This is a genomic window from Nocardioides donggukensis, from assembly GCF_014842875.1.
In the GTDB taxonomy this organism is placed as follows: domain Bacteria; phylum Actinomycetota; class Actinomycetes; order Propionibacteriales; family Nocardioidaceae; genus Nocardioides; species Nocardioides donggukensis.
Genome location: NZ_JACYXZ010000003.1, coordinates 281,321 through 305,805, shown reverse-complemented (window position 1 = coordinate 305,805; position 24,485 = coordinate 281,321). Strand labels below are relative to the sequence as shown.

Annotated in this window: 23 protein-coding genes; 15 read left to right on the top strand and 8 right to left on the bottom strand. The window is 72.6% G+C overall.

The annotated features are described in order from the left end of the window. Window positions 1-5 precede the first annotated feature (5 nt). Entirely contained in the window at window positions 6-476 is a 471-nt protein-coding gene (locus IE331_RS11660) for a metallopeptidase family protein (protein WP_201931675.1), read from the bottom strand. Between the two features lie 100 nt (window positions 477-576). Between IE331_RS11660 and IE331_RS11655 the strand changes: the two genes are divergently transcribed. The 13 genes from IE331_RS11655 (at window position 577) to IE331_RS11595 (ending at window position 14,196) form a co-directional block, all read left to right on the top strand. After that, window positions 577-909 carry a DUF3499 domain-containing protein gene (locus IE331_RS11655; RefSeq protein WP_225580002.1) on the top strand — a complete coding sequence of 111 codons (333 nt, stop codon included), beginning with the start codon at window positions 577-579 and terminating at the stop codon, window positions 907-909. Between the two features lie 16 nt (window positions 910-925). Beyond that, complete coding sequence (locus tag IE331_RS11650; RefSeq protein ID WP_192143600.1) at window positions 926-2,308, top strand: phosphomannomutase/phosphoglucomutase; 1,383 nt, start codon at window positions 926-928, stop codon at window positions 2,306-2,308. Then, window positions 2,305-2,469: a Trm112 family protein gene (locus tag IE331_RS11645; RefSeq protein ID WP_192143599.1), complete on the top strand. Its 165-nt coding sequence runs from the start codon at window positions 2,305-2,307 to the stop codon at window positions 2,467-2,469. The genes IE331_RS11650 and IE331_RS11645 overlap by 4 nt, the downstream gene beginning before the upstream one ends. A gap of 10 nt (window positions 2,470-2,479) precedes the next feature. Beyond that, a complete protein-coding gene (locus tag IE331_RS11640) occupies window positions 2,480-3,508 on the top strand; it encodes an SIS domain-containing protein (protein WP_192143598.1) in 1,029 nt (342 codons plus the stop codon). A 45-nt stretch (window positions 3,509-3,553) separates the two neighbouring features. Beyond that, window positions 3,554-4,516: a cation diffusion facilitator family transporter gene (locus tag IE331_RS11635; protein WP_192143597.1), complete on the top strand. Its 963-nt coding sequence runs from the start codon at window positions 3,554-3,556 to the stop codon at window positions 4,514-4,516. Between the two features lie 83 nt (window positions 4,517-4,599). Beyond that, entirely contained in the window at window positions 4,600-6,030 is a 1,431-nt protein-coding gene (gene ahcY, locus IE331_RS11630) for an adenosylhomocysteinase (protein ID WP_192143596.1), read from the top strand. Window positions 6,031-6,041: 11 nt separating this feature from the next. Continuing rightward, window positions 6,042-6,758, top strand: a complete 717-nt coding sequence (gene mtrA, locus IE331_RS11625; protein WP_192143595.1) for an MtrAB system response regulator MtrA — start codon at window positions 6,042-6,044, stop codon at window positions 6,756-6,758. Window positions 6,759-6,766: 8 nt separating this feature from the next. Next, window positions 6,767-8,434: an MtrAB system histidine kinase MtrB gene (mtrB, locus tag IE331_RS11620; protein ID WP_201931673.1), complete on the top strand. Its 1,668-nt coding sequence runs from the start codon at window positions 6,767-6,769 to the stop codon at window positions 8,432-8,434. Continuing rightward, the gene (locus tag IE331_RS11615) at window positions 8,431-10,242 is read left to right on the top strand and encodes an LpqB family beta-propeller domain-containing protein (protein ID WP_192143594.1); all 1,812 of its coding nucleotides are present in this window, start codon (window positions 8,431-8,433) and stop codon (window positions 10,240-10,242) included. The genes mtrB and IE331_RS11615 overlap by 4 nt, the downstream gene beginning before the upstream one ends. Before the next feature lie 100 nt (window positions 10,243-10,342). Next, complete coding sequence (locus IE331_RS11610) at window positions 10,343-11,149, top strand: ComF family protein (RefSeq protein ID WP_192143593.1); 807 nt, start codon at window positions 10,343-10,345, stop codon at window positions 11,147-11,149. Between the two features lie 381 nt (window positions 11,150-11,530). Beyond that, complete coding sequence (hpf, locus tag IE331_RS11605; RefSeq protein WP_192143592.1) at window positions 11,531-12,151, top strand: ribosome hibernation-promoting factor, HPF/YfiA family; 621 nt, start codon at window positions 11,531-11,533, stop codon at window positions 12,149-12,151. Between the two features lie 159 nt (window positions 12,152-12,310). Further along, window positions 12,311-12,973, top strand: a complete 663-nt coding sequence (locus IE331_RS11600; protein WP_318646816.1) for a response regulator transcription factor — start codon at window positions 12,311-12,313, stop codon at window positions 12,971-12,973. 29 nt (window positions 12,974-13,002) lie between these two features. Continuing rightward, on the top strand, window positions 13,003-14,196 hold the full coding sequence (locus IE331_RS11595; RefSeq protein WP_201931669.1) for a winged helix-turn-helix domain-containing protein: 1,194 nt from the start codon (window positions 13,003-13,005) through the stop codon (window positions 14,194-14,196). An 18-nt stretch (window positions 14,197-14,214) separates the two neighbouring features. Here IE331_RS11595 and IE331_RS11590 read toward each other — a convergent pair whose 3' ends face one another. Next, window positions 14,215-16,005 (bottom strand): hypothetical protein, encoded by a 1,791-nt coding sequence (locus tag IE331_RS11590; RefSeq protein ID WP_192143590.1) that lies wholly within the window; start codon window positions 16,003-16,005, stop codon window positions 14,215-14,217. Between the two features lie 186 nt (window positions 16,006-16,191). On the opposite strand from IE331_RS11590, the gene secA reads away from it, so the two are divergent. Next, complete coding sequence (gene secA / locus IE331_RS11585) at window positions 16,192-19,011, top strand: preprotein translocase subunit SecA (RefSeq protein WP_192143589.1); 2,820 nt, start codon at window positions 16,192-16,194, stop codon at window positions 19,009-19,011. Between the two features lie 119 nt (window positions 19,012-19,130). Here the strand turns inward: secA and IE331_RS11580 are convergent, their stop codons facing one another. Both IE331_RS11580 and IE331_RS11575 read right to left on the bottom strand, forming a co-directional pair. Then, window positions 19,131-19,685: an Rv3235 family protein gene (locus IE331_RS11580; RefSeq protein WP_192143588.1), complete on the bottom strand. Its 555-nt coding sequence runs from the start codon at window positions 19,683-19,685 to the stop codon at window positions 19,131-19,133. Continuing rightward, window positions 19,682-20,362, bottom strand: coding sequence for a LysM peptidoglycan-binding domain-containing protein (locus tag IE331_RS11575; RefSeq protein WP_201931667.1), 681 nt, complete (start codon window positions 20,360-20,362; stop codon window positions 19,682-19,684). Before IE331_RS11575 ends, IE331_RS11580 begins: the two co-directional genes overlap by 4 nt. Window positions 20,363-20,509: 147 nt before the next feature. Here IE331_RS11575 and IE331_RS11570 point away from each other — a divergent pair, with 147 nt between their 5' ends. Next, entirely contained in the window at window positions 20,510-21,073 is a 564-nt protein-coding gene (locus IE331_RS11570; RefSeq protein ID WP_192143587.1) for a hypothetical protein, read from the top strand. 52 nt (window positions 21,074-21,125) lie between these two features. On the opposite strand, the gene IE331_RS11565 is transcribed toward IE331_RS11570, so the two are convergent. From IE331_RS11565 to IE331_RS11550, 4 genes are read right to left on the bottom strand one after another with little or no spacing between them, the layout of a single operon-like run. Continuing rightward, window positions 21,126-21,476, bottom strand: coding sequence for a sec-independent translocase (locus tag IE331_RS11565; RefSeq protein ID WP_192143586.1), 351 nt, complete (start codon window positions 21,474-21,476; stop codon window positions 21,126-21,128). 3 nt (window positions 21,477-21,479) lie between these two features. Next, on the bottom strand, window positions 21,480-22,634 hold the full coding sequence (locus tag IE331_RS11560; protein ID WP_192143585.1) for an Mrp/NBP35 family ATP-binding protein: 1,155 nt from the start codon (window positions 22,632-22,634) through the stop codon (window positions 21,480-21,482). An 11-nt stretch (window positions 22,635-22,645) separates the two neighbouring features. Further along, window positions 22,646-23,233: a DUF1003 domain-containing protein gene (locus IE331_RS11555; protein ID WP_192143584.1), complete on the bottom strand. Its 588-nt coding sequence runs from the start codon at window positions 23,231-23,233 to the stop codon at window positions 22,646-22,648. Then, window positions 23,226-24,485: a magnesium transporter MgtE N-terminal domain-containing protein gene (locus IE331_RS11550; protein WP_192143583.1), complete on the bottom strand. Its 1,260-nt coding sequence runs from the start codon at window positions 24,483-24,485 to the stop codon at window positions 23,226-23,228. Before IE331_RS11550 ends, IE331_RS11555 begins: the two co-directional genes overlap by 8 nt.

Genomic DNA, 24,485 nt, shown 5'->3' with positions numbered 1-24,485 from the left:
TCGGCTCAGTCCCGGCGGTAGCGCGGATCGACCTCCTCGGCATCGATGCCGAGGAGGTCGGCCAACTGCTCCACCACGACCGTCAGCACCAGGGCCTCGAGCTCCTCGCGGTCCTGGCACCGCTGCTGCAGGGGCCGCCGGAAGACCACCAGCCGGGTGGGTGTGCTCCCGCTCCCGCGGACCAGCGAGGACAGCGGCACCTGGTCCGGTGACCAGTCCTCGGGGACCAGCGGCACCTCCTCGACGGCGTACTCGACCAGGCCGAGCCGGTGCTGCCACCGGGCGTCGACCTCGGTGACCACGTCGAGCACCGTCCGGTCGAAGCGCTCGCGGGGTCCCGGTCGCGCCGGCGGGCTGGGCTGCCCGGGCCCGTCGGCGGGACGGATCGCAGGTCCGCGCAGGCCGCGGCCGCGCCGGTCCCGCAGTCGTCGGCGGTGGGGTGCGGGGTCGGGGTCGGGGTCGGGGGAGTCGGCCACGCCGCGAGCCTAATGGGGCCGGTGCTCCGGCCGGGGTAGCGTCGGGGGCGTGAATCCTGCACGTCGTTGTTCGCGCACCGCGTGCGGTCGCCCGGCCGTCATGACGCTGACCTACGTGTACGCCGACCAGACCGCCGTGCTCGGCCCCCTGGCCACCTACGCCGAGCCGCACGCCTACGACCTCTGCGAGTCCCACAGCGAGCGGCTCAGCGCCCCGCGCGGCTGGGAGGTGCTGCGGCTGGCACCCGACCCGTCCGCGGCCGGGCCCACCAGCGACGACCTCCTGGCGCTCGCCGACGCCGTGCGGGAGGCGGCGCGCCCGCTCCCACCCCCGCCCGCACCGGTCCCGGTCCACGCGGTCTCGGCGCCCGAGGCGGAGACCGGTCGCGAGACCAGGCGGCGCGGCCACCTGCGCGTCCTCAGCAGCGACTGACCGATAGGCTCCCTGCATGTCCGCCGTCAGCACCGTCGATCCGGCCAACCTGCGCGCGGTCTTCAAGGCGTACGACGTGCGCGGCCTGGTCGGCGAGCAGCTGGACGAGGACCTGTCCCGGCGGATCGGCGGGGCGTTCGTGTCGGTCACCGGCGCCGACACGGTCGTCGTGGGGCACGACATGCGCCCCTCGTCGCCGGGCATGGCCGGTGCCTTCGCGGACGGCGCGGCCTCGGCCGGCGCCGACGTCGTGCTGATCGGACTGGCCTCCACTGACCAGCTGTACTTCGCCTCCGGCCACCTCGGCCACGCCGGCGCGATGTTCACCGCCAGCCACAACCCCGCGGAGTACAACGGGATCAAGATGTGCCACGCGGGCGCTGCCCCCGTCGGCACGGACACCGGGCTGGCCGCGATCCGGGACCTCGTGGCGCAGGGCGGTGAGATCACCAGTCCCCGCGGTGGTGCCATCACCAGCCACGACGTGCTGGCCGCCTACGCCGCCCACCTGATCGCTCTGGCGCCCGTGGCCGGACGACGGCTCAAGGTGGTCGTCGACGCCGGCAACGGCATGGCCGGGCTGACCGCGCCGGCGGTGTTCGAGCGGCTCGGCGAGGACCGCGTCGAGCTGGTGCCGATGTACTTCGAGCTGGACGGGACCTTCCCGAACCACGAGGCCAACCCGATCGACCCGGAGAACCTGGTCGACCTGCAGCGGCGGGTGCTGGCCGAGGGCGCCGACATCGGGCTGGCCTTCGACGGGGACGCCGATCGCTGCTTCCTGGTCGACGAGCGGGGCCGGCCGGTGCCGCCCTCGACGCTGACCGCCCTGATCGCCGCCCGGGAGCTGGACCGGGTCCCCGGCTCGACGGTGATCCACAACCTGATCACCTCGCGGGCGGTGCCGCAGATCGTGACCGAGCGCGGCGGCACGCCCGTCCGGACCCGGGTCGGGCACTCCTACATCAAGGCCACGATGGCCGAGACCGACGCCATCTTCGGCGGCGAGCACAGCGGGCACTTCTACTTCCGAGACTTCTGGCGGGCCGACTCCGGGATGCTGGCCGCCCTGCACGCGCTGGCCGCGCTCGCGGCGACCGACCGGCCGCTGTCGGCCCTGCTGGCGGAGTTCGAGCGCTTCGCCCCGTCCGGGGAGATCAACTCCACGGTGTCCGACCAGCAGCGGGTGCTCGACACCCTCGAGGGGGTGTGGACCGACCGGCCCGGCGTGGAGATCGACCACCTCGACGGCCTCACCGTGACCCACGACGACTGGTGGTTCAACGTGCGGGCCTCCAACACCGAGCCCCTGCTCCGGCTCAACGCCGAGGGCAGGGACACCGAGACCATGAGCGCCGTCCGCGACGGTGTCCTCAGCGTGATCAGGAGCGACGCGTGAACCTCGACCAGGACCTGCTCGACATCATCGTCTGCCCGTCGTGCCACGGCACGCTCCGGCCCGCGGGCGAGGAGCTGGTGTGCGCGGGCTGCGGGCTGGCCTACCCGGTCCGGGACGACATCCCCGTGCTGCTCGTCGACGAGGCCCGGCGACCCGGCTGAGGTCCGAGCCGTGCCCGGGTACTTCGACGAGTCCCGCCTCGACGACGAGGCGGCCCTGGCCGCGTCCGACGCCGTGCTGCGACGGCTGGCGGGTGCCGGCGCGCGGGTCCGGGCGGCCGTCGACCAGGCCGCCGAGGCGATCGCCGACGCCGTCTCCCGGCACGAGGACTTCCGCCCGCGGGCGGTGATCGCGGCCGGTCCGGACTCCCGGCTCCTGCGGGCGGTGCTGGAGCCGTGGTGCCCGGTCCCGTTCGTGGCCTGGCCGGGGCCGGCGCTGCCCGGATGGGCCGGCGGACTGGACCTGGTCGTGATGCTCGCGCCGGAGCGCTCCGACCCCGCCGCCGCGTCCGCGGTCGCCGAGGCCGTACGTCGTGGGTGTCAGGTGGTCGTGGCCTGCGAGGCGGACTCGATGGTCGCCGAGCACGCCCAGGGGCGGTGGACCACGATCCTGCCGACCGACACGGGTGACCAGCTGGCGACCGCGGTGGTGATGCTCGACTACCTGCACCGCGTCGAGCTCGGCCCGGCGACCGACCCCGAGCAGGTGGCCACGGCCCTGGACGAGGTGGCGATCGCCTGCTCCCCGTTCCGCGACCTGGCCGTCAACCCGGCGAAGATGCTGGCCATCTCCCTGGCCGACGCCCAGCCCCTGGTGTGGGGCGGGTCGGTGCTCGCGGCCCGCGCCGCGCGGCGGGTGGCCGAGTTCATCCGGCGCGACTCCGGGCGGCCGGCCCTGGCCGGTGACGCCGAGCACCTGCTCCCGGTCATCGGGGCGGCGCGTCCCCGGGACGTCTTCGTCGACCCGTTCGCGGACGAGGCCGGAGACCTCAGACCGGCCCTGCTGGTGCTCGACGACGGCGCCGAGGACGCGGTCGTGCGCGAGCAGCGCGGCCACCTGCAGGCCGCCGCATCCGCCCGCGGCGTGCGGGTGGAGACGCTGCGGCACGACACCGGCAGCGAGGTCGCCCGCTACGCCTGGCTGCACCTGGCCGGCGGGTACGCCTCGACCTACCTGGCCCTGGGGCTCGCGGACTCCTGAGCCGCGGTCCCGGGACCGGCCGGCCGGTTCGGTAGCCTTCCCGCCATGGCAGCAGACGGTGGCACCAAGGCAGTGGTCGCGGCACTCCTGGCGAACAGCGGGATCGCGGTGACGAAGTTCGCCGCGTTCTTCCTCACCGGGATCAGCTCGATGCTCGCGGAGGCGATCCACTCCGTCGCGGACGCCGGCAACCAGGGGCTGCTGCTGCTCGGCGGCAAGCGGGCGAAGCGGTCCGCCAGCGAGGAGCACCCGTTCGGCTACGGCCGGGAGCGGTACGTCTACGCCTTCATCGTGGCGATCGTGCTGTTCTCCGTCGGTGGCCTGTTCGCGCTCTACGAGGCCTGGCACAAGTACCACGAGATCGCGGAGGGGCACTCCGAGCTCGGCTCCGGTTGGAAGCAGTGGGTGCCGCTGGTGGTCCTGGCCATCGCCATCGTGCTGGAGTCGTTCTCGTTCCGCACCGCCATCCAGGAGACCGACAAGGTCAAGGGGAACGCCTCCTACGCCGAGTTCGTCCGCCGGGCCAAGAAGCCCGAGCTGCCGGTGATCCTGCTCGAGGACCTGGCGGCGCTGCTCGGCCTGGTCTTCGCGTTCGTCGCGGTCTCGCTCATGCTGATCACCGGCAACCAGTACTTCGACGTGGCCGGCACGGCGCTGATCGGCGTGCTGCTCGTCGTCGTGGCGGTGGTGCTGGCGATCGAGACGAAGAGCCTGCTGCTCGGCGAGGCCGCCTCGCCCCAGGCGCAGCGCGCGATCGTCGCCGCCCTGTCCGAGGCCCCGGGCATCGACCGCCTCATCCACATGAAGACGCTGCACCTGGGCCCCGAGGAGCTGCTGGTCGGCGCCAAGGTGGCGGTCCCCGAGGCCAGCACCGCCACCCAGGTGGCTGAGGCCATCGACGCCGCCGAGGCGGCGATCCGGGCCGCCGAGCCGACCGCCACGGTGATCTACCTCGAGCCGGACATCCTCCGCGTCGCGGAGGCGCCGGCGGAGCCCCTGGCGCCCTGATCCTCGAGGATTCCCGCTGGTGAGGGGGCCGCGGCTAGGCTGGTTCTCCGCCCGCCTCCCCATCACCCGAGGACACCACTGAGATGGACTACAAGGTCGCAGACCTGGCCCTGGCCGACTTCGGACGCACCGAGATCAGCCTGGCCGAGCACGAGATGCCCGGCCTCATGGCGATGCGTGAGCGGTACGGCGCCTCCCGCCCCCTCGCCGGCGCCCGGATCGCCGGCTCGCTGCACATGACCGTCCAGACGGCGGTGCTCATCGAGACCCTCGTGGCCCTCGGCGCCGAGGTCCGCTGGGCCTCCTGCAACATCTTCTCCACCCAGGACCACGCGGCCGCTGCGGTCGTCGTCGGCCCCGAGGGCACCCCGGAGGACCCCCAGGGCGTGCCGGTCTTCGCCTGGAAGGGCGAGACGCTGGAGGAGTACTGGTGGTGCACCCAGCAGATCCTCGACTGGCCGGCCGACGAGTTCGCCAACATGATCCTCGACGACGGCGGCGACGCCACGCTGCTGGTGCACCTCGGTGTCGAGGCCGAGAAGTCCGGCCAGGCACCCGACCCCGCCTCCGCGAAGAGCCAGGAGCAGCGGATCGTCTTCGGGGTGCTGCAGTCCTCGCTGGCCCGCAGCCAGGACCGGTTCACCCGGATCGCCGGCGAGATCAAGGGCGTCACCGAGGAGACCACCACCGGTGTGCTGCGTCTCTACGACATGATGAAGGAGGGCTCGCTGCTCTTCCCCGCCATCAACGTCAACGACTCGGTCACCAAGTCCAAGTTCGACAACAAGTACGGCTGCCGGCACTCGCTCATCGACGGCATCAACCGCGCCACCGACGTCCTCATCGGCGGCAAGGTCGCGGTCGTCGCCGGGTACGGCGACGTCGGCAAGGGCTGCGCGGAGTCGCTGCGCGGCCAGGGCGCCCGGGTGATCGTCACCGAGATCGACCCGATCTGCGCGCTGCAGGCGGCGATGGACGGGTACCAGGTCGACACCCTCGAGAACGTCCTCCCCGTCGCCGACATCGTGATCACCTCGACCGGCAACAAGGACGTCGTCTCGGCCGAGCAGATGAGCCGGATGAAGCACCAGGTGATCGTCGGGAACATCGGCCACTTCGACAACGAGATCGACATGGCCGGTCTCGAGAGCTGGCCCGGGATCGAGCGCAAGAACGTCAAGCCGCAGGTGGACGTCTTCACGTTCCCCGACGGCCCCAGCGTGATCATCCTGTCCGAGGGCCGGCTGATGAACCTCGGCAACGCCACCGGCCACCCGTCGTTCGTGATGTCGAACTCTTTCACCAACCAGGTGCTGGCCCAGATCGAGCTGTTCACCAAGCTCGAGGAGTACCCCACCGGCGTCTACGTGCTGCCCAAGCACCTCGACGAGGAGGTGGCACGACTGCACCTCTCGGCTCTCGGCGTCCGGCTCACCGAGCTCACCGACGACCAGGCGTCCTACCTGGGCGTGCCGGTGGAGGGTCCGTACAAGTCGGACCAGTACCGCTACTGAGCGGGGGGAGCATGACGGTCGGGAGCCCGCAGGACCAGCAGGACCTCGCCCCCCGGGGGCGGGTCCTGGTCGTCGACGACGACGCCTCCCTGGCGGAGATGCTCACGATCGTGCTCCGCCAGGAGGGCTTCGACAGCCGGGTGTGCGGTCGCGGCGACCGTGCCCTGGCCGAGTTCCGGGACTACCGCCCGGACGTCCTCCTGCTCGACCTGATGCTGCCCGGCAAGGGCGGCATCGACGTCTGCAAGGAGATCCGGGCGGAGTCCGGCGTGCCGATCGTGATGCTGACCGCCAAGGGCGACACCGTCGACGTCGTGGTGGGCCTGGAGTCCGGTGCCGACGACTACGTCGTGAAGCCCTTCAAGCCCAAGGAGCTGGTGGCCAGGATCCGGGCCCGGGTGCGTCGGCTCGACCCGGACGCCCAGGAGTCGCTGACGATCGGCGACCTCGACATCGACGTCGCCGGCCACGCCGTGAGCCGCGGCGGACAGTCCATCAGCCTGACGCCGCTGGAGTTCGACCTGCTGGTCTGCCTGGCCCGCAAGCCCTGGCAGGTCTTCACCCGCGAGGTGCTGCTCGAGCAGGTCTGGGGCTACCGGCACGCCGCCGACACCCGGCTCGTCAACGTGCACGTGCAGCGACTGCGCTCCAAGGTGGAGCACGACCCCGAGAACCCGGAGATCGTGGTCACCGTCCGGGGAGTCGGCTACAAGGCCGGATCCGCGTAGGCGGTCGGGTGGCCGACGTAGTCGAACGGACGGTCGGGGCGGCCGGCCGCAGCGGGTCGCCGGCCCCGAGCGCGATGCTGCGCCGGCTGGTCCGCGCGACCACCGACACCGCCGGCCGGGGCTTCACCTTCTGGCGCCGCTCGATCCAGGCCCGGGTCGTCGTCAGCACCGTGCTGCTCTCCGCGATCGTGGTCGGCGTGGTCGGCTGGTTCCTGCTGCAGCAGACCCGGGACGGGCTCGTCGACGCCCGGGTCCGCACGGTCGTGGCCGAGGCCGGCAACGAGACCAACGACGCGGAGACCCGGCTCGCCGCCGTACCGGGCACCGACGACGACGTCTCCCGCCAGCTCGCCCAGCTGGTCGAGCCGATCATCCTGCGTGGCCAGTCGCGGGGGTTCGACGTGGTCCTCAGCGGCCCGGTCGACGACGAGCCGACCAACCTCGCCGCGGGCGGCACCCGCTACTCGCCGGGCCTCGAGCTGACCAGCGTCCCGGACCGGCTCGTCGGCCACTTCGACAGCTCCTCGTCGACGGCCTGGACCTTCACCACGATCGACCACGCCGACGGCGCCTCCGAGCCCGGTGTCGTGGTCGGCTCCCGCGTCCAGCTGCCGGCGGACCGGAGCTTCTACACCCTCTACTACGTCTTCCCCATGCAGCAGGAGCGGGAGACGATGGCGCTGGTGGCCCGCGCGATGCTGACCGCCGGGATCCTGCTGCTGGTGCTGGTGGCCGGTCTCACCTGGCTGGTCACGCGACAGGTGGTCAGCCCGGTCCGGCTGGCCCGCCGGGTGGCCGAGCGACTCGCGGCCGGTCAGCTCGAGGAGCGCATGCGGGTGCGCGGCGACGACGACATCGCGCGTCTGGCGACCTCGTTCAACCAGATGGCGTCCTCGCTGCAGCGCCAGATCCGGCAGCTCGAGGAGCTGTCCCGGGTCCAGCGCCGGTTCACCTCCGACGTCTCCCACGAGCTGCGCACGCCGCTCACGACGGTCCGGATGGCCGGGGACGTGCTGCACGACGCCCGTGACTCCTTCGACCCGGTGACGGCCCGGGCCAGCGAGCTGCTGCAGTCGGAGCTGGACCGCTTCGAGGGGCTGCTCACCGACCTGCTCGAGATCAGCAGGTTCGACGCCGGAGCCGCGGTGCTCGACCTCGACGACGTCAACCTCACCGACATCGCGCACCGGGTCGTCGACATGACCCGCGGGCTCGCCGAGCAGCGCAGCACCTCGGTCGAGGTCCGGGCGACCTCCGAGCCGTGCCTGGCCGAGGCGGACGGCCGCCGGGTCGAGCGGATCGTGCGCAACCTGGTGAGCAACGCGATCGACCACGCCGAGTCCGGGGGCATCGTGGTCCACGTGGCCGGCGACGAGCACGCGGCCGCGATCGCCGTCCGGGACCACGGGGTCGGGCTGGCCCCCGGGGAGGCGGCGCTGGTGTTCAACCGGTTCTGGCGGGCCGACCCGGCGCGCGCCCGCACCAGCGGCGGCACCGGCCTCGGCCTGTCGATCGCGCTGGAGGACACGCACCTGCACGGTGGCTGGCTGCAGGCCTGGGGACTGCCCGGCCAGGGCGCCCAGTTCCGGTTGACGCTGCCGCGCCGGGCCGGCGGCGTCCTGCGGCAGAGCCCGCTGCCGCTCGTTCCCGAGGACTCCGAGGGGAGCACCCCATGACCATCCCCACAGGGCCCACCGGACCCACCGGGCGGACCGGTCGGGCCGGTCGGGCCGGGCGGACCGGTCGGGCCGGCCTCACCCGGCTGCTCACCGCCCTGCTGCTGGTCGGACTCTCCGGCGCCTGCGTGCGACTGCCCGACGCCGGACCGGTCGAGGTAGGCCCGGAGCGCCGCACGGCCACGCTCGACGAGGGCTTCCCCTACGAGCCCCGGCCGCCGCAGCCCGGGGAGACGCCCGCGGAGATCGTGCGGCACTTCCTCGACGCGATGACCGCCAACCCGATCACCACCTCGGTGGCCCGCGAGTTCCTCGCCTCCTCGAGCCGCGAGTCGTGGAACCCCGAGGAGCGGATGATCACCTACGCCGACACCTCCACCCCCAGCGGCACCAGCGACGTCGAGGTCACGCTGATCGACGGCAACCGGCTCGACTCCCGGGGGGCCTGGCAGGGTCCGCTCCCGGACTCCTCGGCCACGGTGTCCTTCCCGATGACCGTCGAGGACGGCGAGTGGCGGATCAAGGAGGCTCCGAACGCCCTGATCGTCTCCGACTCGTGGTTCGACGAGCGCTACCGGCAGGTCTCGCTCTACTTCTTCGACCCGAGCGGCGAGATCCTGGTCCCGGAGCCGGTGTTCGTGCCGCGCGGCGGCCAGCTCTCCACCGCCCTGGTCCGGGGCCTCCTGCGGGGACCGGCGGAGGGCATGCGTGGTGTCTCCCGGTCCTTCTTCCCGAAGGGACTGCGTCTGGACCTGTCCGTGCCGGTCTCGCCGAACGGGCTGGCCGACGTGGCGCTGCAGGGCGACATCTCGGGCGTCGACCCGGAGACCCTGGAGCTGATGACGGTCCAGATCGCGTGGACCCTGCGCCAGGACCCCAGCGTTGAGCGTCTGCGGGTCACCGTGGGCGACACCCCGGTCAGCCAGTCCGGCAGCAGCTCGGACGTGCCGATCGTCGTCGGCCAGATCTACGACCCGACCGGGGTCTACGCGTGGCAGGACCTGTTCGGCCTGCGGAACGGCCGGCTGGTCGCCTCCGACAGCGGTCGGGAGAGCCGGGTCCGCGGGCCCTTCGGCCGCCGCAACTACCGGCTCGCCGACGTCGCGATCGACCTGCCCGCCGAGCGGGCGGCGGTGGTGTCGGGGAACCGCAGCCAGCTCTCCCTCGGCCCGGTGAGCTCGGGCGGTGCCGGGGACATCCGCACCCTGCTGACCGGCGCCTCGGACCTGGCCAAGCCGGCCTGGGACCACAGCGGTCGGCTCTGGGTGCTGGACCGGCGCCCGGACGGCGCGCAGGTCTCGGTCTACGCCGACGGGCGTCGGCGCGTGGTGTCGGTGCCGGGCATCAGCGGCGAGAACGTCATCGACTTCCTGGTCTCCCGCGACGGCACGCGGATCGCCGCGGCGCTGGACCGGCGGGGCAGCGACGTGGTGGTGCTGAGCCGACTCGAGACCGGCGGGCAGACGGTGCGCGCGAGCCGGGCCCGCACCATCCTCGAGGGCGTCGGCGAGCAGCTCCAGCTGCGGGACCTGGGCTGGCGCTCACCCACGGACATCGTGGTGCTGAGCAAGCTCTCCGACGCCCTGTCGGAGGTGCGGACGTTCTCGGTCGACGGGTCTCCCGCGACGCAGTACGGCGAGACCGCGACCGAGCTGATCCGGGACGACATCGCGCGGCTGGCCGCCTCCCCCGTGCCCAACACACCGCTGTGGGTGGTGCCGAGCGACGGCACCGCCCTCCAGCTGCCCCCCGAGATCGACGCCGGAGTGCCGCTCCTGGGGATCCAGGCCCTCACCTACGTCGGCTGACCCCGCACTCGTGTGCCCAGCAGGCTGCCGGGGCAGCCACCTGAGCACACGACCGGGGATGTGGTGGCCGGGTGTCGGTGGCGGGAGGTCTACTGGACCGGTGCGGGCTGCCCTCGTCGACCTGGTCACCGGCGCCGCGTGCGCCGGCTGCGGTGACCCCGGCCGGCTGCTGTGCGCGGACTGCCGGGCCGGCCTCGACGCCGGGCCGTGGCCGACCCGGCCCACCCCCTGCCCGCCCGGCCTGGCGCCGGCCTGGGCCGCGGGGGAGTACGCCGGCCTCCTGCGGACCCTGCTGCTCGGTCACAAGGAGCACCAGCAGCTGGGTCTGGCGGGTCCGCTGGGCGAGCTGCTCGCCGACGCGGTCCACGCGCTGGCGGCCGACGGGTGCGGTCCCGACGGTCCCGACGGTCCCGACGGTCCCGACGGTCCCGACGGTCCCGACGGGTGCGATCCCGACGGCCCGGACGTTCCCCTGGTCCTCGTGCCGGTCCCGTCGCGTCCGGCCAGCACCCGCAGCCGCGGCCACGACCCGACGTACGCGCTCGTGCGGCACGCCGCCCGGCGGTTGCGGCGGCTCGGGTACGACGCCCTGCCGCACCGGCTGCTCCGGGTGGGGCCGGTGCTCGACCAGGCCGGACTCGACGCGACGGAGCGGGCGGCGAACCTGGCCGGCTCGATGCACTGCCCCGGCGGTGGTCTGGTCCGGCTGGGCAGGCGACGGCGGGCCGTGCGGCTGGTCGTCTGCGACGACGTCCTCACCACCGGTGCCACCGCGCGGGAGGCGCAGCGGGCGCTCACGGCGGTCGGTCTGCCGCCGCTCGGCATCGCCGTCGTGGCCGCCACCAGACGCCGTTTCACAGCCAATCTTCAACCGGGTTCTCTGGCTATGTCGCGCCCCACCGACTAGCGTCACGTCATGGAGTCCGTCCGGGTCCGTGGTTGCGTCGTCAGGTTGGCCCTGGGCCCCTGTCGGCTAGCCGAAGCCAGTCGCAGGCGAAGCGGTCCACGTAAGTCATCTGCCTCGTGCAGGGGACGATCACGGTGCGGCTTAGAGGTAAGTCCTGCCCCGTCTCCGTCGTCAGACACGACGGAGGTGCGGGAGAAGGTGGGTAGTGGCAACAAGCCGCGAGAGCCTCAGCAGGCGGTTGTGGGGTCGAAGACCAGGTCGGCCGGACGGACTCCATCCCGGCTGCCCGCCTCCCACCACGTGCACCGTCACGTGAACCGCCCCGCGCGGGGGATCGGCATGCCCTGAGGTAACCAACCAACCGATGCACGGGAGGTCTACATGGATGTTGTGGTCAACGCGCGGCACTGCGAGGTGTCCGACCGTTTCCGCAGTCATGTCGAGGAGAAGCTGACCCGACTCGAGAAGCACGACCACCGGATCATCCGGGTCGAGGTGGAGGTCGAGAAGGAGCGCAACCCACGCCTGCACGACCGGGCGGTCCGGGTCGAGCTCACCGCCTTCTCCAAGGGCCCCGTGATCCGGGCCGAGGCGGCCGCCGACGACAAGATGGGCGCGCTCGACCTCGCCGTGGACAAGATGGCCTCCCAGATGCGCCGGGCCGCCGATCGACGGAAGGTCCACCACGGACGGCACACGCCGGTCTCCGTCGCCGAGGCCCTGGCGGCCGCCGACCCGGCACCGGCCGAGACCGAGGACGACGGGGTGCGCACCCTGGAGCGCCAGGTCGGGCCGATCACCGTCACCGGTGACGGGCCACTGGTGGTGCGGGAGAAGTCGCACGCCGCCGCGCCGATGACCCTGGACCAGGCCCTCTACGAGATGGAGCTCGTGGGCCACGACTTCTACCTGTTCGTCGACAAGGACAGCGAACGACCGGCGGTGGTCTACCGCCGCAAGGGCTACGACTACGGCGTGATCTCGCTCGACCTCGGGCACTGAGGCCGCCACCGCCGCCGCGCCGCGTGTTGCGGTGCGCCCGATCGGGCCATGGCCCGAGAGCGACACACGGCCCGACCGGGCCCCTGTGGATCCCCACGGGTGGCCCGGTCGTGCCATGATTGCCGCGTGAGTGAGAACACGACGGAGAAAACGGGCCCTGTGGACGCCGAACCGATCCGCGTCCTCGTCGTCGACGACCAGGAGCTCTTCCGCCGAGGTCTCGTGATGCTGCTCGGCGTCGAGCCCGCGATCGAGGTCGTGGGCGAGGCCGGCGACGGCATCGAGGGCACCAACCTCGCGGCCAGCGCCGCCCCCGACGTGGTCCTGCTCGACGTGCGGATGCCCAAGCGCTCGGGGATCGAGGCCTGCGTCGCCATCAAGGAGGTCGTGCCCTCGGCGAAGATCATCATGCTGACGGTCTCCGACGAGGAGGCCGACCTCTACGAGGCGGTCAAGAGCGGAGCCGCGGGCTACCTGCTCAAGGACTCCTCCATCGAGGAGGTCGCGCAGGCGATCCGGGTGGTGGCCGACGGCCAGTCCCTGATCAGCCCGTCGATGGCGGTCAAGCTGATCGACGAGTTCAAGCAGATGTCGAAGCCGGAGCGGGACCAGGTCCCCGGTCTGCGGCTCACCGAGCGCGAGCTCGAGGTGCTGCGGCTGGTGGCCAAGGGCCTGAACAACCGGGAGATCGCCCGCCAGCTGTTCATCAGCGAGAACACCGTCAAGAACCACGTGCGCAACATCCTGGAGAAGCTGCAGCTGCACTCCCGCATGGAGGCCGTCATGTACGCCGTGCGCGAGAAGCTGCTCGACATCCCCTGACCCGCCCGACCGGCCGGTCCCACCTTCCCGTGACGTCCCTCTCGCAGGCACAGGCGCGCCGGATCGCCTTGGCCGCGCAGGGCTTCCGCGACCCCCGGCACGTGCGGCCGACGATGCGCACGCTCGAGCGGACGCTGGCGCGCACCGGCGTACTCCAGGTGGACTCGGTCAACGTGCTGCAGCGGGCGCACTACATGCCGCTGTTCTCACGCATGGGCGCCTACGACCCCGCGCTGCTGCGGCGGGCCTCGGAGACCAGGCCGCGGCGGATGGTGGAGTACTGGGCCCACGTCCAGGCCTTCATGCCCGTCGACCTGTGGCCGGTGATGCGGCACCGGATGGACCACTACCGCGGGCGTCGCGGCAAGTGGGACTTCGTCGCCGCCGGCACCGGACTCGAGGAGTCCCTGCTGGCCGAGGTCCGGGAGCGCGGCGCGTCGACCGCCCGGGACCTCGACAGCGGCCTGCCGCGCACGAAGGAGCACTGGGGCTGGAACTGGTCGGAGACCCGCAAGGTGCTCGACTACCTCTACCTCGTGGGCGACCTCGCGGTGGCCGGTCGCAACCAGGCGTTCGAGGTGCTCTACGACCTGCCGGAGCGGGTGCTGCCCGCCGCCGTGCTCGCCGCCCCGACCCCGACCGTCGAGGACGCCGCACGCGAGCTGGTGCGGCGGGCCGCGGTCTCGCACGGCGTCGGCGCGGCCACCTGCCTGCGCGACTACTACCGGATGCCCGCGGAGCAGGTGGGCCCGGCGATCGCCTCGCTGGTCGAGGAGGGCGAGCTGCTCCCGGTGACGGTCGAGGGCTGGCGCCGTCCGGCGTACCTGCACCGGGACGCCCGGCTGCCGAGGCGGGTGGAGGCCCGGGCGCTGCTGAGCCCGTTCGACCCGGTGGTGTGGGAGCGGGAGCGGACCGAGCGGCTCTTCGACTTCCGCTACCGGATCGAGATCTACGTGCCGGCCCACCTGCGGGTGCACGGCTACTACGTGCTGCCGTTCCTGCTGGGGGACCGGCTCGTGGCGCGGGTCGACCTCAAGGCCGACCGTCGGGGCCGGGTGCTCCAGGTGCGGTCGGCGTACGCCGAGCCGTCGGCACCCGACGGCACCGCCGACGAGCTGGCGGCCGAGCTGTGGGCCCTGGCCGGCTGGCTCGGGCTCGAGGAGGTCACGGTCGAGTCCCGTGGAGACCTCGCCGGGCCGGTGGCCCGGGCGCTGCGGCGGTGAGCGCCCGGGCCACCGGTGCTAGCGGACGAAGACCGGCAGCCGGAGCCGCCCGGACACCACCCGGTCGAGCCGGAGGCTCGCGGTGCGGGTGACGCCGGTGCCACGGAACCGCACCTTCGACAGCAGGTCGTCGTTGCGGGGTGCCGAGGACAGCTTCTCGACCAGCTGCGGCACCGTGGCCGGCCCGCCGCCGTACGGGCCGGAGTCGAAGAACTCGTCGTCGCTGCCGTAGAAGAAGAAGTCGCCGCCGCCGGAGGAGCCGCCGCCGGTGAGCTTGAGGACCGAGAACTGCCCGCGGGCCTTCCGTGGCGCCTTGATCGGCACCTTGACGAACCGGCTGTCGTGGTCGCGGGAGGTCAGCTCGATCTTGACGGTGCGGGTCCTCCCGGCCGTGAGCAGGACCGGGTCCCGGTCGGTGACCTGCACCCACCGGCCGCCGGCCCACGTGAACACCCGGCCCAGGCGCCAGCGGGTCGCGTCGTCGGCGAAGTCGGACTCCATCGAGACCGAGGTGATCGTGACCCGGTCGGTCTGGTTGCCCAGCAGCGCGTACATCTGACCTGCGAGGTCCAGGGCGGGGGCCACCGAGATGTCGTAGGTGTCGGCGTACGCGTCGCTGCGCCGGAGCTCGAACGGGGTCCCGTCCCGCTGCTCACCCCGCACCGTCCACGTCGCCGTCGCCGAGCCCTTGCCGATCCGGTCCAGCGCCCGGTCGTGCACCGCGATCGCGGTGCCGAGCGACAGGTCGGCCACCATGTCCTCGACCGAGACGTGGGTGGTGCCGTCGGCGACCCTGCCGGCGTACCGCGCCGTCGTCGAGACGTCGTAGGTCGTGGGGGTCTCTCCGAGCACGCCCCGGATCCCCGCCAGCCGGTCGCCGACGACGGTGCCGTTGGGGGCGCCCAGGTTGGCGACCTTGAACCCGGGGCCGACCGGGTCGGCCTGCACCGTGACGGCGTCCGCCCCGTGCATCGAGTACGTCGTCTCGCCGGCGAAGGCGAACGGGTGGCCGAAGCCGAGGACCTGGTCGCCGCACACGACGGAGACCGTGCCGACCGCGGCGCTGCTGAGCGTGCCGTACGACATCGACGCGGCGACGTTGCCTCCGGGGACGATCGGGATGTCGACCGCCGAGGTGCCCGCCGAGCCGGTGGCCCTGGTCACGGTGCCGTGGTCGTCCAACCAGCCCTGCAGCTGCTCGAAGCGCCGCGGCGAGAGCCCGGAGACGCTGACCGGCGTGGGCAGCCGGCGCATGCCGGAGGACGCCTGCGCCGAGGTGGCCGCACCGGAGCCCACCACCTCCCGCGAGAGCCGCCGCGGCAGCGCCACCCGCGGGGCGGTGCCGCCCTCGGTGTCCGGCAGCAGGTCCAGCATGTCCGCGGCGGGGGTCAGGCCGGCGACCGGGCTCGGTCCCCAGCTCAGCCCGTAGGAGACGGCCCCGATCAGGTCCCCGGTGGTGGGGTCGTAGACCGGCGAGCCGGACATGCCCTGCCAGATCCCCGCCTCGTCGATGGTCGGCGAGGACAGCCGGGCCAGGATCATGTCGACGCCGGGGGCGATCCCGTCCTCGATGATCCCCAGGTGGGTGCCGGTGAACTCCTCCGGCGTGCTGCCGCGGGTCACGGTCAGGCCGGTGACGGCCTGGTCCTCGACCAGGTCTCCCGGCGGGAACGCCGGCTGGCACTCCGTGGGCAGCGCCTCCGCGGGTGCGGAGGAGATCGGGGCGAGGGCAGCGGCACAGACGCCGGCTGCTGCGAGGCCCGAGATGACGATCCTGCTGGGCCGCGTTGCGACCCCCCGACTGGTCACAAGCGTGCTCTTCTCTGTGTGGTGCGCGTCCCCCGTTGGAAGCGCTGGGGACATCGTGGACCACGGGCCGCCCGGGTGCACGCGAATCGCCGGGAGTGGGCGTGGAAGCGGCCTGTGGCGCGCCCGTTACGATGGACTGCGGCCCGTTCTGGGGCCTGACGCGATCGACCACAGGGAGCCCGGCTCGTGCCTGCCATTCTCGACAAGATCCTCCGCATCGGCGAGGGCAAGATCCTTCGCCAGCTCGAGGTGATTGCCCAGGCGGTCAACGCCATCGAGGACGACTTCGTCGCCATGAGCGACGAGGAGCTGCAGGGAATGACCCAGGAGTTCCGCAAGCGGCTCGCCGACGGCGAGGACGTCGACGACCTGATGCCCGAGGCCTTCGCCACGGTGCGCGAGGCGGCCCGCCGGGTCATCGGCCAGCGGCACTTCGACGTGCAGGTGATGGGCGGCGCCGCCCTGCACCTGGGGAACATCGCCGAGATGAAGACCGGTGAGGGCAAGACGCTGGTCTCGACCCTGCCGGCGTACCTCAACGCGCTGGTCGGCGAGGGCGTGCACATCGTCACCGTCAACGACTACCTGGCCCGCTACCACGCCGAGTGGATGGGTCGCGTGCACAACTTCCTCGGCCTGACCACGGGCGTGATCCTGCCGTCGATGCGGCCGGCCGAGCGCCGCGAGGCCTACGCCTGCGACATCACCTACGGCACGAACAACGAGCTCGGCTTCGACTACCTGCGCGACAACATGGCCTCCGCGCTGGAGGACTGCGTCCAGCGCGGGCACGCCTACGCCATCGTCGACGAGGTCGACTCGATCCTCATCGACGAGGCCCGCACCCCGCTGATCATCTCCGGCCCGACCCAGGACGAGGTCCGCTGGTACGCCGAGTTCTCCAAGATCGCGCGCACGATGACCGCCGACGTCGACTACGAGGTGGACGAGAAGAAGCGGACGATCTCGGTGCTCGAGCCCGGGATCACCAAGGTCGAGGACCACCTCGGCATCGAGAACCTCTACGACTCGGTCAACACGCCGCTGATCTCGTTCATGAACAACTCGATCAAGGCCAAGGAGTTGTTCCGGCGCGACAAGGAGTACGTCGTGCAGGCCGGCGAGGTGAAGATCGTCGACGAGCACACCGGGCGGATGCTGGACGGCCGCCGCTACAACGACGGCCTGCACCAGGCGATCGAGGCCAAGGAGGGCGTCCAGGTCCGTGAGGAGTACCAGACGCTCGCGACGGTCACCCTGCAGAACTACTTCCGCCTCTACAAGAAGCTCTCCGGCATGACCGGCACCGCGCTCACCGAGGCCAGCGAGTTCGACAAGATCTACGGCCTCGGCGTGGTGCCGATCCCCACGAACAAGCCGATGGCCCGGATCGACCAGCCCGACCTCGTCTACCGGACGGAGGAGGCGAAGTACGCCGCCGTCGTCGAGGACATCGAGGAGCGCAGCAAGATCGGACAGCCGGTGCTGGTCGGCACGGTGTCGGTGCAGAAGTCCGAGCTGCTCTCCGACCTGCTCAAGAAGCGCGGCGTCGCGCACACGGTGCTGAACGCGAAGTACCACGAGAACGAGGCCATGATCGTGGCGCAGGCCGGCCACAAGGGCGCGGTCACGGTGGCCACCAACATGGCCGGTCGAGGCACCGACATCATGCTCGGCGGGTCGGTGGAGTTCCTCGCCGACGCCGAGCTGCGCAAGCAGGGGCTCGACCCGGTGGAGCACTCCGAGGAGTACGAGGCCGCCTGGCCGGACATGCTCGAGAAGATCAAGGGGCAGGTGGCGACCGAGCACGACGAGGTCCGTGATGTCGGCGGCCTCTACGTGATCGGCACCGAGCGGCACGAGTCCCGCCGCATCGACAACCAGCTGCGCGGCCGGTCCGGTCGTCAGGGCGACCCGGGCGAGTCCCGGTTCTACCTCTCCCTCGAGGACGAGCTCATGCGGCTGTTCAAGTCCGACTGGGTCGACCGGGTGCTGACCGTGCTGAAGGTGCCCGACGACGTGCCGATCGAGAACAAGCGCGTGACCGGGGCGATCGCCAACGCGCAGGGCCAGATCGAGTCGCAGAACTTCGAGTCCCGCAAGAACGTCCTCAAGTACGACGACGTGATGGACCGCCAGCGGCACGTGATCTACGCCGAGCGCCGCGAGGTCCTCGAGGGCGCCGACCTGCAGGAGCAGGTGGCGGGCTTCCTCGACGACGTCATCGTCGGCTACGTCACCGGCGCCACCCAGGGCTTCGCCGAGGAGTGGGACCTGGAGGCCCTGTGGGCCGGGCTCAAGCAGCTCTACCCGGTCTCGCTGACGCTCGAGGGCCTCGAGGAGGAGGCCGGCGGCCGGGCCAGCCTGACCCGGGAGCAGCTGATCACCGACCTGCAGGCCGACGCTCGCAAGGCGTACGCCGAGCGCGAGGCCGGCGTCGGGGCCGAGAACATGCGCGAGCTCGAGCGCCGGGTCGTGCTCTCGGTGCTGGACCGCAAGTGGCGCGACCACCTCTACGAGATGGACTACCTGCGCGAGGGCATCTACCTGCGGGCCTACTCCCAGCGCGACCCGCTGGTGGAGTACCAGCGCGAGGGCTTCGACATGTTCGCCGCGACGATGGACGGCATCAAGGAGGAGGCGGTCGGCTTCCTGTTCAACCTCGAGATCCAGGTCGAGGAGGACGAGGGCGGCGCCGAGGAGGCCGTCGAGGCCCCCGCCGAGGAGGAGCCGGACGCGGTGCGGCAGCCGGCCCGGGCCGCCGGCACCCCGCACATCAGCGCCAAGGGTCTCGAGGCCCCCAAGCGTCCCCAGGGACTGACCTACACCGGGCCGACCGAGGACGGCGAGGTCGAGAGCACGCCGGAGGCCGCCGCCGTGGCCGAGGACCCGTTCGCCGGGACCGGCCGCAACGCGGACTGCCCGTGCGGCTCGGGCAAGAAGTACAAGAAGTGCCACGGCGCCCCGAACGGACCGACCGGACTGACCACCCGCGTCAACGGCTGACCTCGACCCGTCGCTTGTGTCGTCCCGCGGGCCGACACAAGCGACGGGTCAGCGGGCTCAGCGCCGACACAAGCGACGGGTCGACGGGGTCAGCGCCGACACTGGCGACGGGTCGACGGTCAGCCGAACTCGAGGGCGGTGCACTGCCAGCGTCCGCCGACGATCTCCAGACGGCCGGCGACGGCGCGGTTCCGCTCGCCGTACCGGACCCGGACGCAGATCTCCGCGACTCCCTCGGCCACGAAGCAGGTGCGCACGTTCTGCACCTGTGGCCGGACCACGGGCCTCCGCCCGCGCCCGCGCCCGGCCTCGTGCACCCCGGCCCGGGCCACCACCGTGGCGCGGTAGGTCAGCTCCTGGTGGATCTCCGGGCTGGTCCACCGCACCAGCTGGGAGACCGGCCGGTCCCCGCCGACCACCTCCACGCACGCCTGGGCGAACTGCAATGCCCAGCGGTGCAGGTCGCGCCGGACCGGTAGCGGGACCGGGACCACGTCGGCACCGGGCAGCGGGACCGGCTCGGGCACGTACGGCGGTCCCAGGTCGGGCGCCACGTCGAGGGCCAGCGTGCCCTGGACCGACGGCGGCACCCCCGGGCCCCGGGGCCCGCCCGGTGGCCAGTCGGCCACGGTGTCCCGGACCAGCGGGGTGACGTTGTCGTGGAACGGTGTCATCGGGACTCCTTCGGGTCGTCGACGGGAGGCGGGAGCCGGAGCGGGGTGCCCGGCCGGATCAGGTCGGGGTCGGGGCCGATGACGGCCCGGTTGGCGGCGTGGATCCGACGCCACGCCGCGTCGACCTCGGCGGCCGTGGCGCCGGGCGGCCCGTGGTCGGCGGCGAGGTCCCACAGGGTGTCGCCCGGGCCCACGACGACCTTGCGGCCGGGACCGGCACCGGGCGCCGTGACGGGGTCGCGCAGGGGGATGGTCGCCTCCCCGATGACCGGGCGCTCCGGGAGCGGGAGGCCTCGGAGCACGCTGCGGTCCGAGGTCGGCGTCGGCCCGGAGGGGCCGTCGGCGCTCGCCGGTCCACCGGCCGCCACGGCGGCCACCCCGCAGGCCACGAGCAGGCCGCGGCGCAGGGGAGCGGGCAGGAGCGGGAGCCGCACGGCCCGGTCGCTCAGCACGTCGAGGGCCAGGGCCGTGCTGCCGACCCAGATCCAGCACAGACACCCGGCCAGGGCCGCGGCGCAGACCGCCGCCAGCGCGTCCTCGAAGCGGACGGCGTCGCCGCGCAGCAGGGCGGCGAGCGTGGCCAGCTCCGCGCGCAGCAGCCCGAGCGCGGTCAGGGCGAGGATGCCGACGACGCCCCAGACGAGGACGACCCGGGCGGCGGCGGTGATCCTGGACATCGTCGGCAACGCTTTCGTTTGCAACAGTTTGCCTCTGTATGAGGCCGATAACCCTGCTATGCCTCAGTCAAAGACGATCCACGGTCGTTGTCAATCGTTCGTGCACAGGCGTTGACAGTCGCCGAGGTCCGCGGTCAGGGTCGGGAGATGACCTGGGAGAGCCGCCTGCTCGCCTTCCTCGACGACCTCGAGCTGCAGGCGCAGGGGGCGTTCGCGGCCGAGCGCGGTCTCGAGGTGGCCGAGCGGGCCCGGGCCGAGTACGCCGAGGTGACGCTGGCGGCGCGGCTGATGGCGGCGCTGGACGGCGAGGTCTCGCTCCGGGTCGCCGGTGTCGGCGAGCTGACCGGGCGGCTGGCGCGGGTGGCCGACGGCTGGTGCCTGCTCGCCACCCCGGAGCGCGAGTGGGTGGTGGCACTGGCCGCGGTCGGGGCCGCTCGCGGGCTGCCCACCGGGGCGGTGCCGGCGGCCGCCTGGCCGGTCACCGCCCGGCTGGGGCTGGGCTCGGCGCTGCGTCGCCTGGCCGAGGACGGCGAGGAGTGCGCGGTGCGCCTGCGCGACCAGACGGCGTACGTCGGTCGGCTGGGGCGGGTGGGCCGGGACTTCGTGGAGGTCCGCAGCGGTGAGTACCCGCGGCTGGAGGCGCCGGTGCTGGTCCCGTTCGCCGGGCTGGCGGCGGTGCACAGCCGGACGCCGGACGGGGGAGTGGGCTGAGTCGGCGCCGGGTCGGTGCCTCAGCCGGAGTCGGCCCGGGGTCAGCCCGGTATCAGGTCGCCTCGGCGTCGTAGGGCGGTCGCTCGCCCTCGTCCAGCGGCCGCCGGCCGTGCCGGCCCCCGGCCCCGTCCCGGTCAGCCCGATCGTCGTCCTCGTCGTCGTCCATGGCCTCGAGGACGTGCTTGCGGACGATCGTGCGCGGGTCGAGGTCGCGCAGCTCGAGGTCGGCGTAGTCCGGGCCGAGCTCCTTGCGCAGGTCGTCGCGCGCCGAGTTCGCCATCGCCCGCACCTGGCGCAGGAACCGTCCGGCCTGGCGGGCGAGGTCAGGAAGCCGGTCGGGCCCGAAGACGAACACGGCGATGAACGCGATCACCGCCAACTCCGAGAGCCCGACGTCGAACACGGCTCAGAACCTGGTCGAGGGGGTCAGCCCCAGCTGCATGCCGGCCAGCCCGCGGCCACGACCGGAGAGCTCGCCGGCGACCCGGATCAGCTCCTGGGCGGCCACGGCGTCCGGGTCGGCCGCCACGATCGGGGTCCCGGCGTCGCCCCCGGCGCGCAGCGTCGGGTCGAGCGGGATCCGGCCGAGCACCCGGACGTCGTACCCGAACCGCTGCGAGAGGGTGCTCGCCACCCGCTCTCCGCCGCCGGAGCCGAAGACGTCGATCTCGTGCTCGGGACCGCAGTGCGGGCACGGCAGGTAGGACATGTTCTCCACGACCCCGACCACCCGCTGGTGCATCATCGAGGCCATCGTGCCGGCCCGCTCGGCCACCTCGGCCGCCGCCTCCTGGGGCGTGGTGACCACGACCACCTCGGCGCTAGGCAGGTGCTGGCCGAGGGAGATCGCCACGTCGCCGGTGCCGGGCGGCAGGTCGAGCAGGAGCACGTCGAGGTCGCCCCAGTAGACGTCGGAGAGCATCTGCACGAGCGCCCGGTCCAGCATCGGGCCGCGCCAGGCGACCACCTGGTCGCGACGAGGCTTCAGCATGCCGATCGAGATCACCGAGACGCCGGAGGGGGTCGGGACCGGCATGATCAGGTCCTCGACCTGGGTCGGGCGGGTGTCGCCGACGCCGAGCATCGCCGGCACCGAGTGACCGTAGATGTCGGCGTCCACGATGCCGACCTTGAGGCCCTGGTCGGCCATCGCGAGGGCGAGGTTCACCGTCACCGAGGACTTGCCGACGCCGCCCTTGCCGCTGGCGATCGCGAACACCTTGGTCAGCGAGCCGGGCTGGGCGAACGGGATCTCGCGCTGGGCCTGGCCGCCGCGCAGCACCTCCTGGAGGCCGGCCCGCTGCTCGGCGGTCATCACGCCGAGCTCCAGGTCGACCGAGGTCACGCCGGCCACCTCGGAGACCGCGGCGGTCACGTCGCGCCGGATCGTGTCCTTGAGCGGGCAGCCGGCCACGGTCAGCAGCACCGTCACCCGGACCGCGCCGTCGGCGCCGATCTCGACGGAGTCCACCATGTTCAGCTCGGTGATCGGCCGCTTGATCTCGGGGTCGTTGACGCGTGCGAGAGCAGCGTTGACCTGCTCGACGGTGGGGGTGCTCATGATGCCCAAGCCTACGTGCTGGGGGGCGTCCGGACTCCGTGGCCCTCCTCACCCTCGGCCGTCCCCGGAGCGTCCGGGGCCTCGGGGGGCTCGGGGGGCCCGGGGGGCTCCGGCGCCGCGGCCCGCTCGTCGAGGTCGTTGAGCAGCACCCGCAGCTCCGAGCGCAGGAAGTCGCGGGTGGCGACCTCGCCCACGGCCATCCGCAGGGAGGCGACCTCCCGGGCCAGGAACTCCATGTCGGCGTGCGCCCGGGCGTTGGCCTGCCGGTCCTGCTCGGCGATCACCTTGTCACGCATCTCCTGCCGGTTCTGGGCCAGCAGGATCAGCGGCGCGGCGTACGACGCCTGCAGGCTGAGCATCAGGGTCAGGAAGATGAACGGGTAGACGTCCCAGCGGGCGTCCTCGGGAGCCAGCACGTTCCAGGCGAACCAGATCAGCACGAACAGGGTCATGTAGATCAGGAACCGGGCGGTGCCCATGAACCGGGCGAACTGCTCGGCGAAGACCCCGAAGACCTCAGAGTCGTAGGTCGGCCGCCGGACCAGTGGGCGGCGCAGGTCCCGCGGCGTGTCCAGCCGGCTGCGTCGGGGCTCAGCCACGGCGCACCCCCGGACGCGGGGCGAGATCCCGCCAGTTCTCGGGCAGCATGTGGTCCAGCAGGTCGTCGACGGTGACCGCGCCCAGCAGGCGCCCGTCCTCGTCGACCACCGGCGCCGCCACCAGGTTGTACGTCGCGAGGTGGGCCGCGACGTCGTCGATCCCCATCTCCGGGCCCAGGGGGTCGAGCGTGTCGTCGAGGGCGGCCGCGACCAGCGTCGACGGCGGCTCGCGCAGCAGGCGCTGGATGTGGGCGACGCCGAGCAGCTTGCCCGTGGGCGGCTCGAGCGGTGGCCGGCAGATGTAGACGAGCGCGGCCAGCGACGTGGTGAGGTCGGGGTTGCGCACGTGCGCCAGGGCCTCGGCGATGGTCGCGTCGGGGGCCAGGATGACCGGCTCGGCGGCCATCATCCCGCCGGCGGTCTCCTCGGCGTAGGACATCAGGCGGCGTACGTCCTCGGCGCCCTCGGGCTGCATCAGCTCCAGGAGGGTGGCCGCGGTCTCGGGCGGCAGGTCGGCGATCAGGTCGGCGGCGTCGTCGGGGGACATCTCCTCGAGGACGTCGGCGGCCCGCTCGGTGTCGAGGTGCTCGAGGATCTCGACCTGGTCCTCCTCGGGCAGCTCCTCGAGGACGTCCGCGAGCCGCTCGTCGTCGAGGGCGGCCACCACGGCCGTCCGCCGCTCCGGGGGCAGGTCGTGGATCATGCTGGCCGCGTCCGCCGGGCGCATCTCCTGGATCGCCGCGAGCAGGTGGGTGGCGCCCTGGTTCTCCTCGCGCCGGGTCAGCCCGACGACCTCGCTCCACTCGACGACGTGGGTCTGGCCCTTGCGGCGGAACCCGCGGCCCGGCTCCTGCAGCGCCACCCGGCTCAGCACCCAGTCCCGGGTCCGGGCCTGCTCCATCGCCACGTCGTACACGGTGCCGCGCACCTCGCTGCCCCGGATCTGCACGTCGCGGTCCAGCATCTGCCCGATGACCAGGGTCTCGGTGGGCCGCTGGACGAAGCGGCGCATGTTGAGCAGCCCGGTCGTGTAGACCTGTCCGCTGTCGATGTTGGTGACCCGGGTCATCGGGATGAAGATCCGACGGCGGCCGAAGACCTCCACGACCATCCCCAGCACCCTCGGCTGGCTGGTCTCCGAGCGCAGGGCCACCACGAGGTCTCGCACCTTGCCGACCTGGTCACCCTGGGGGTCGAAGATCGGCAGCCCGACCATGCGGGCGAGGAAGACTCGCGACGGGGTGCTGCTCAC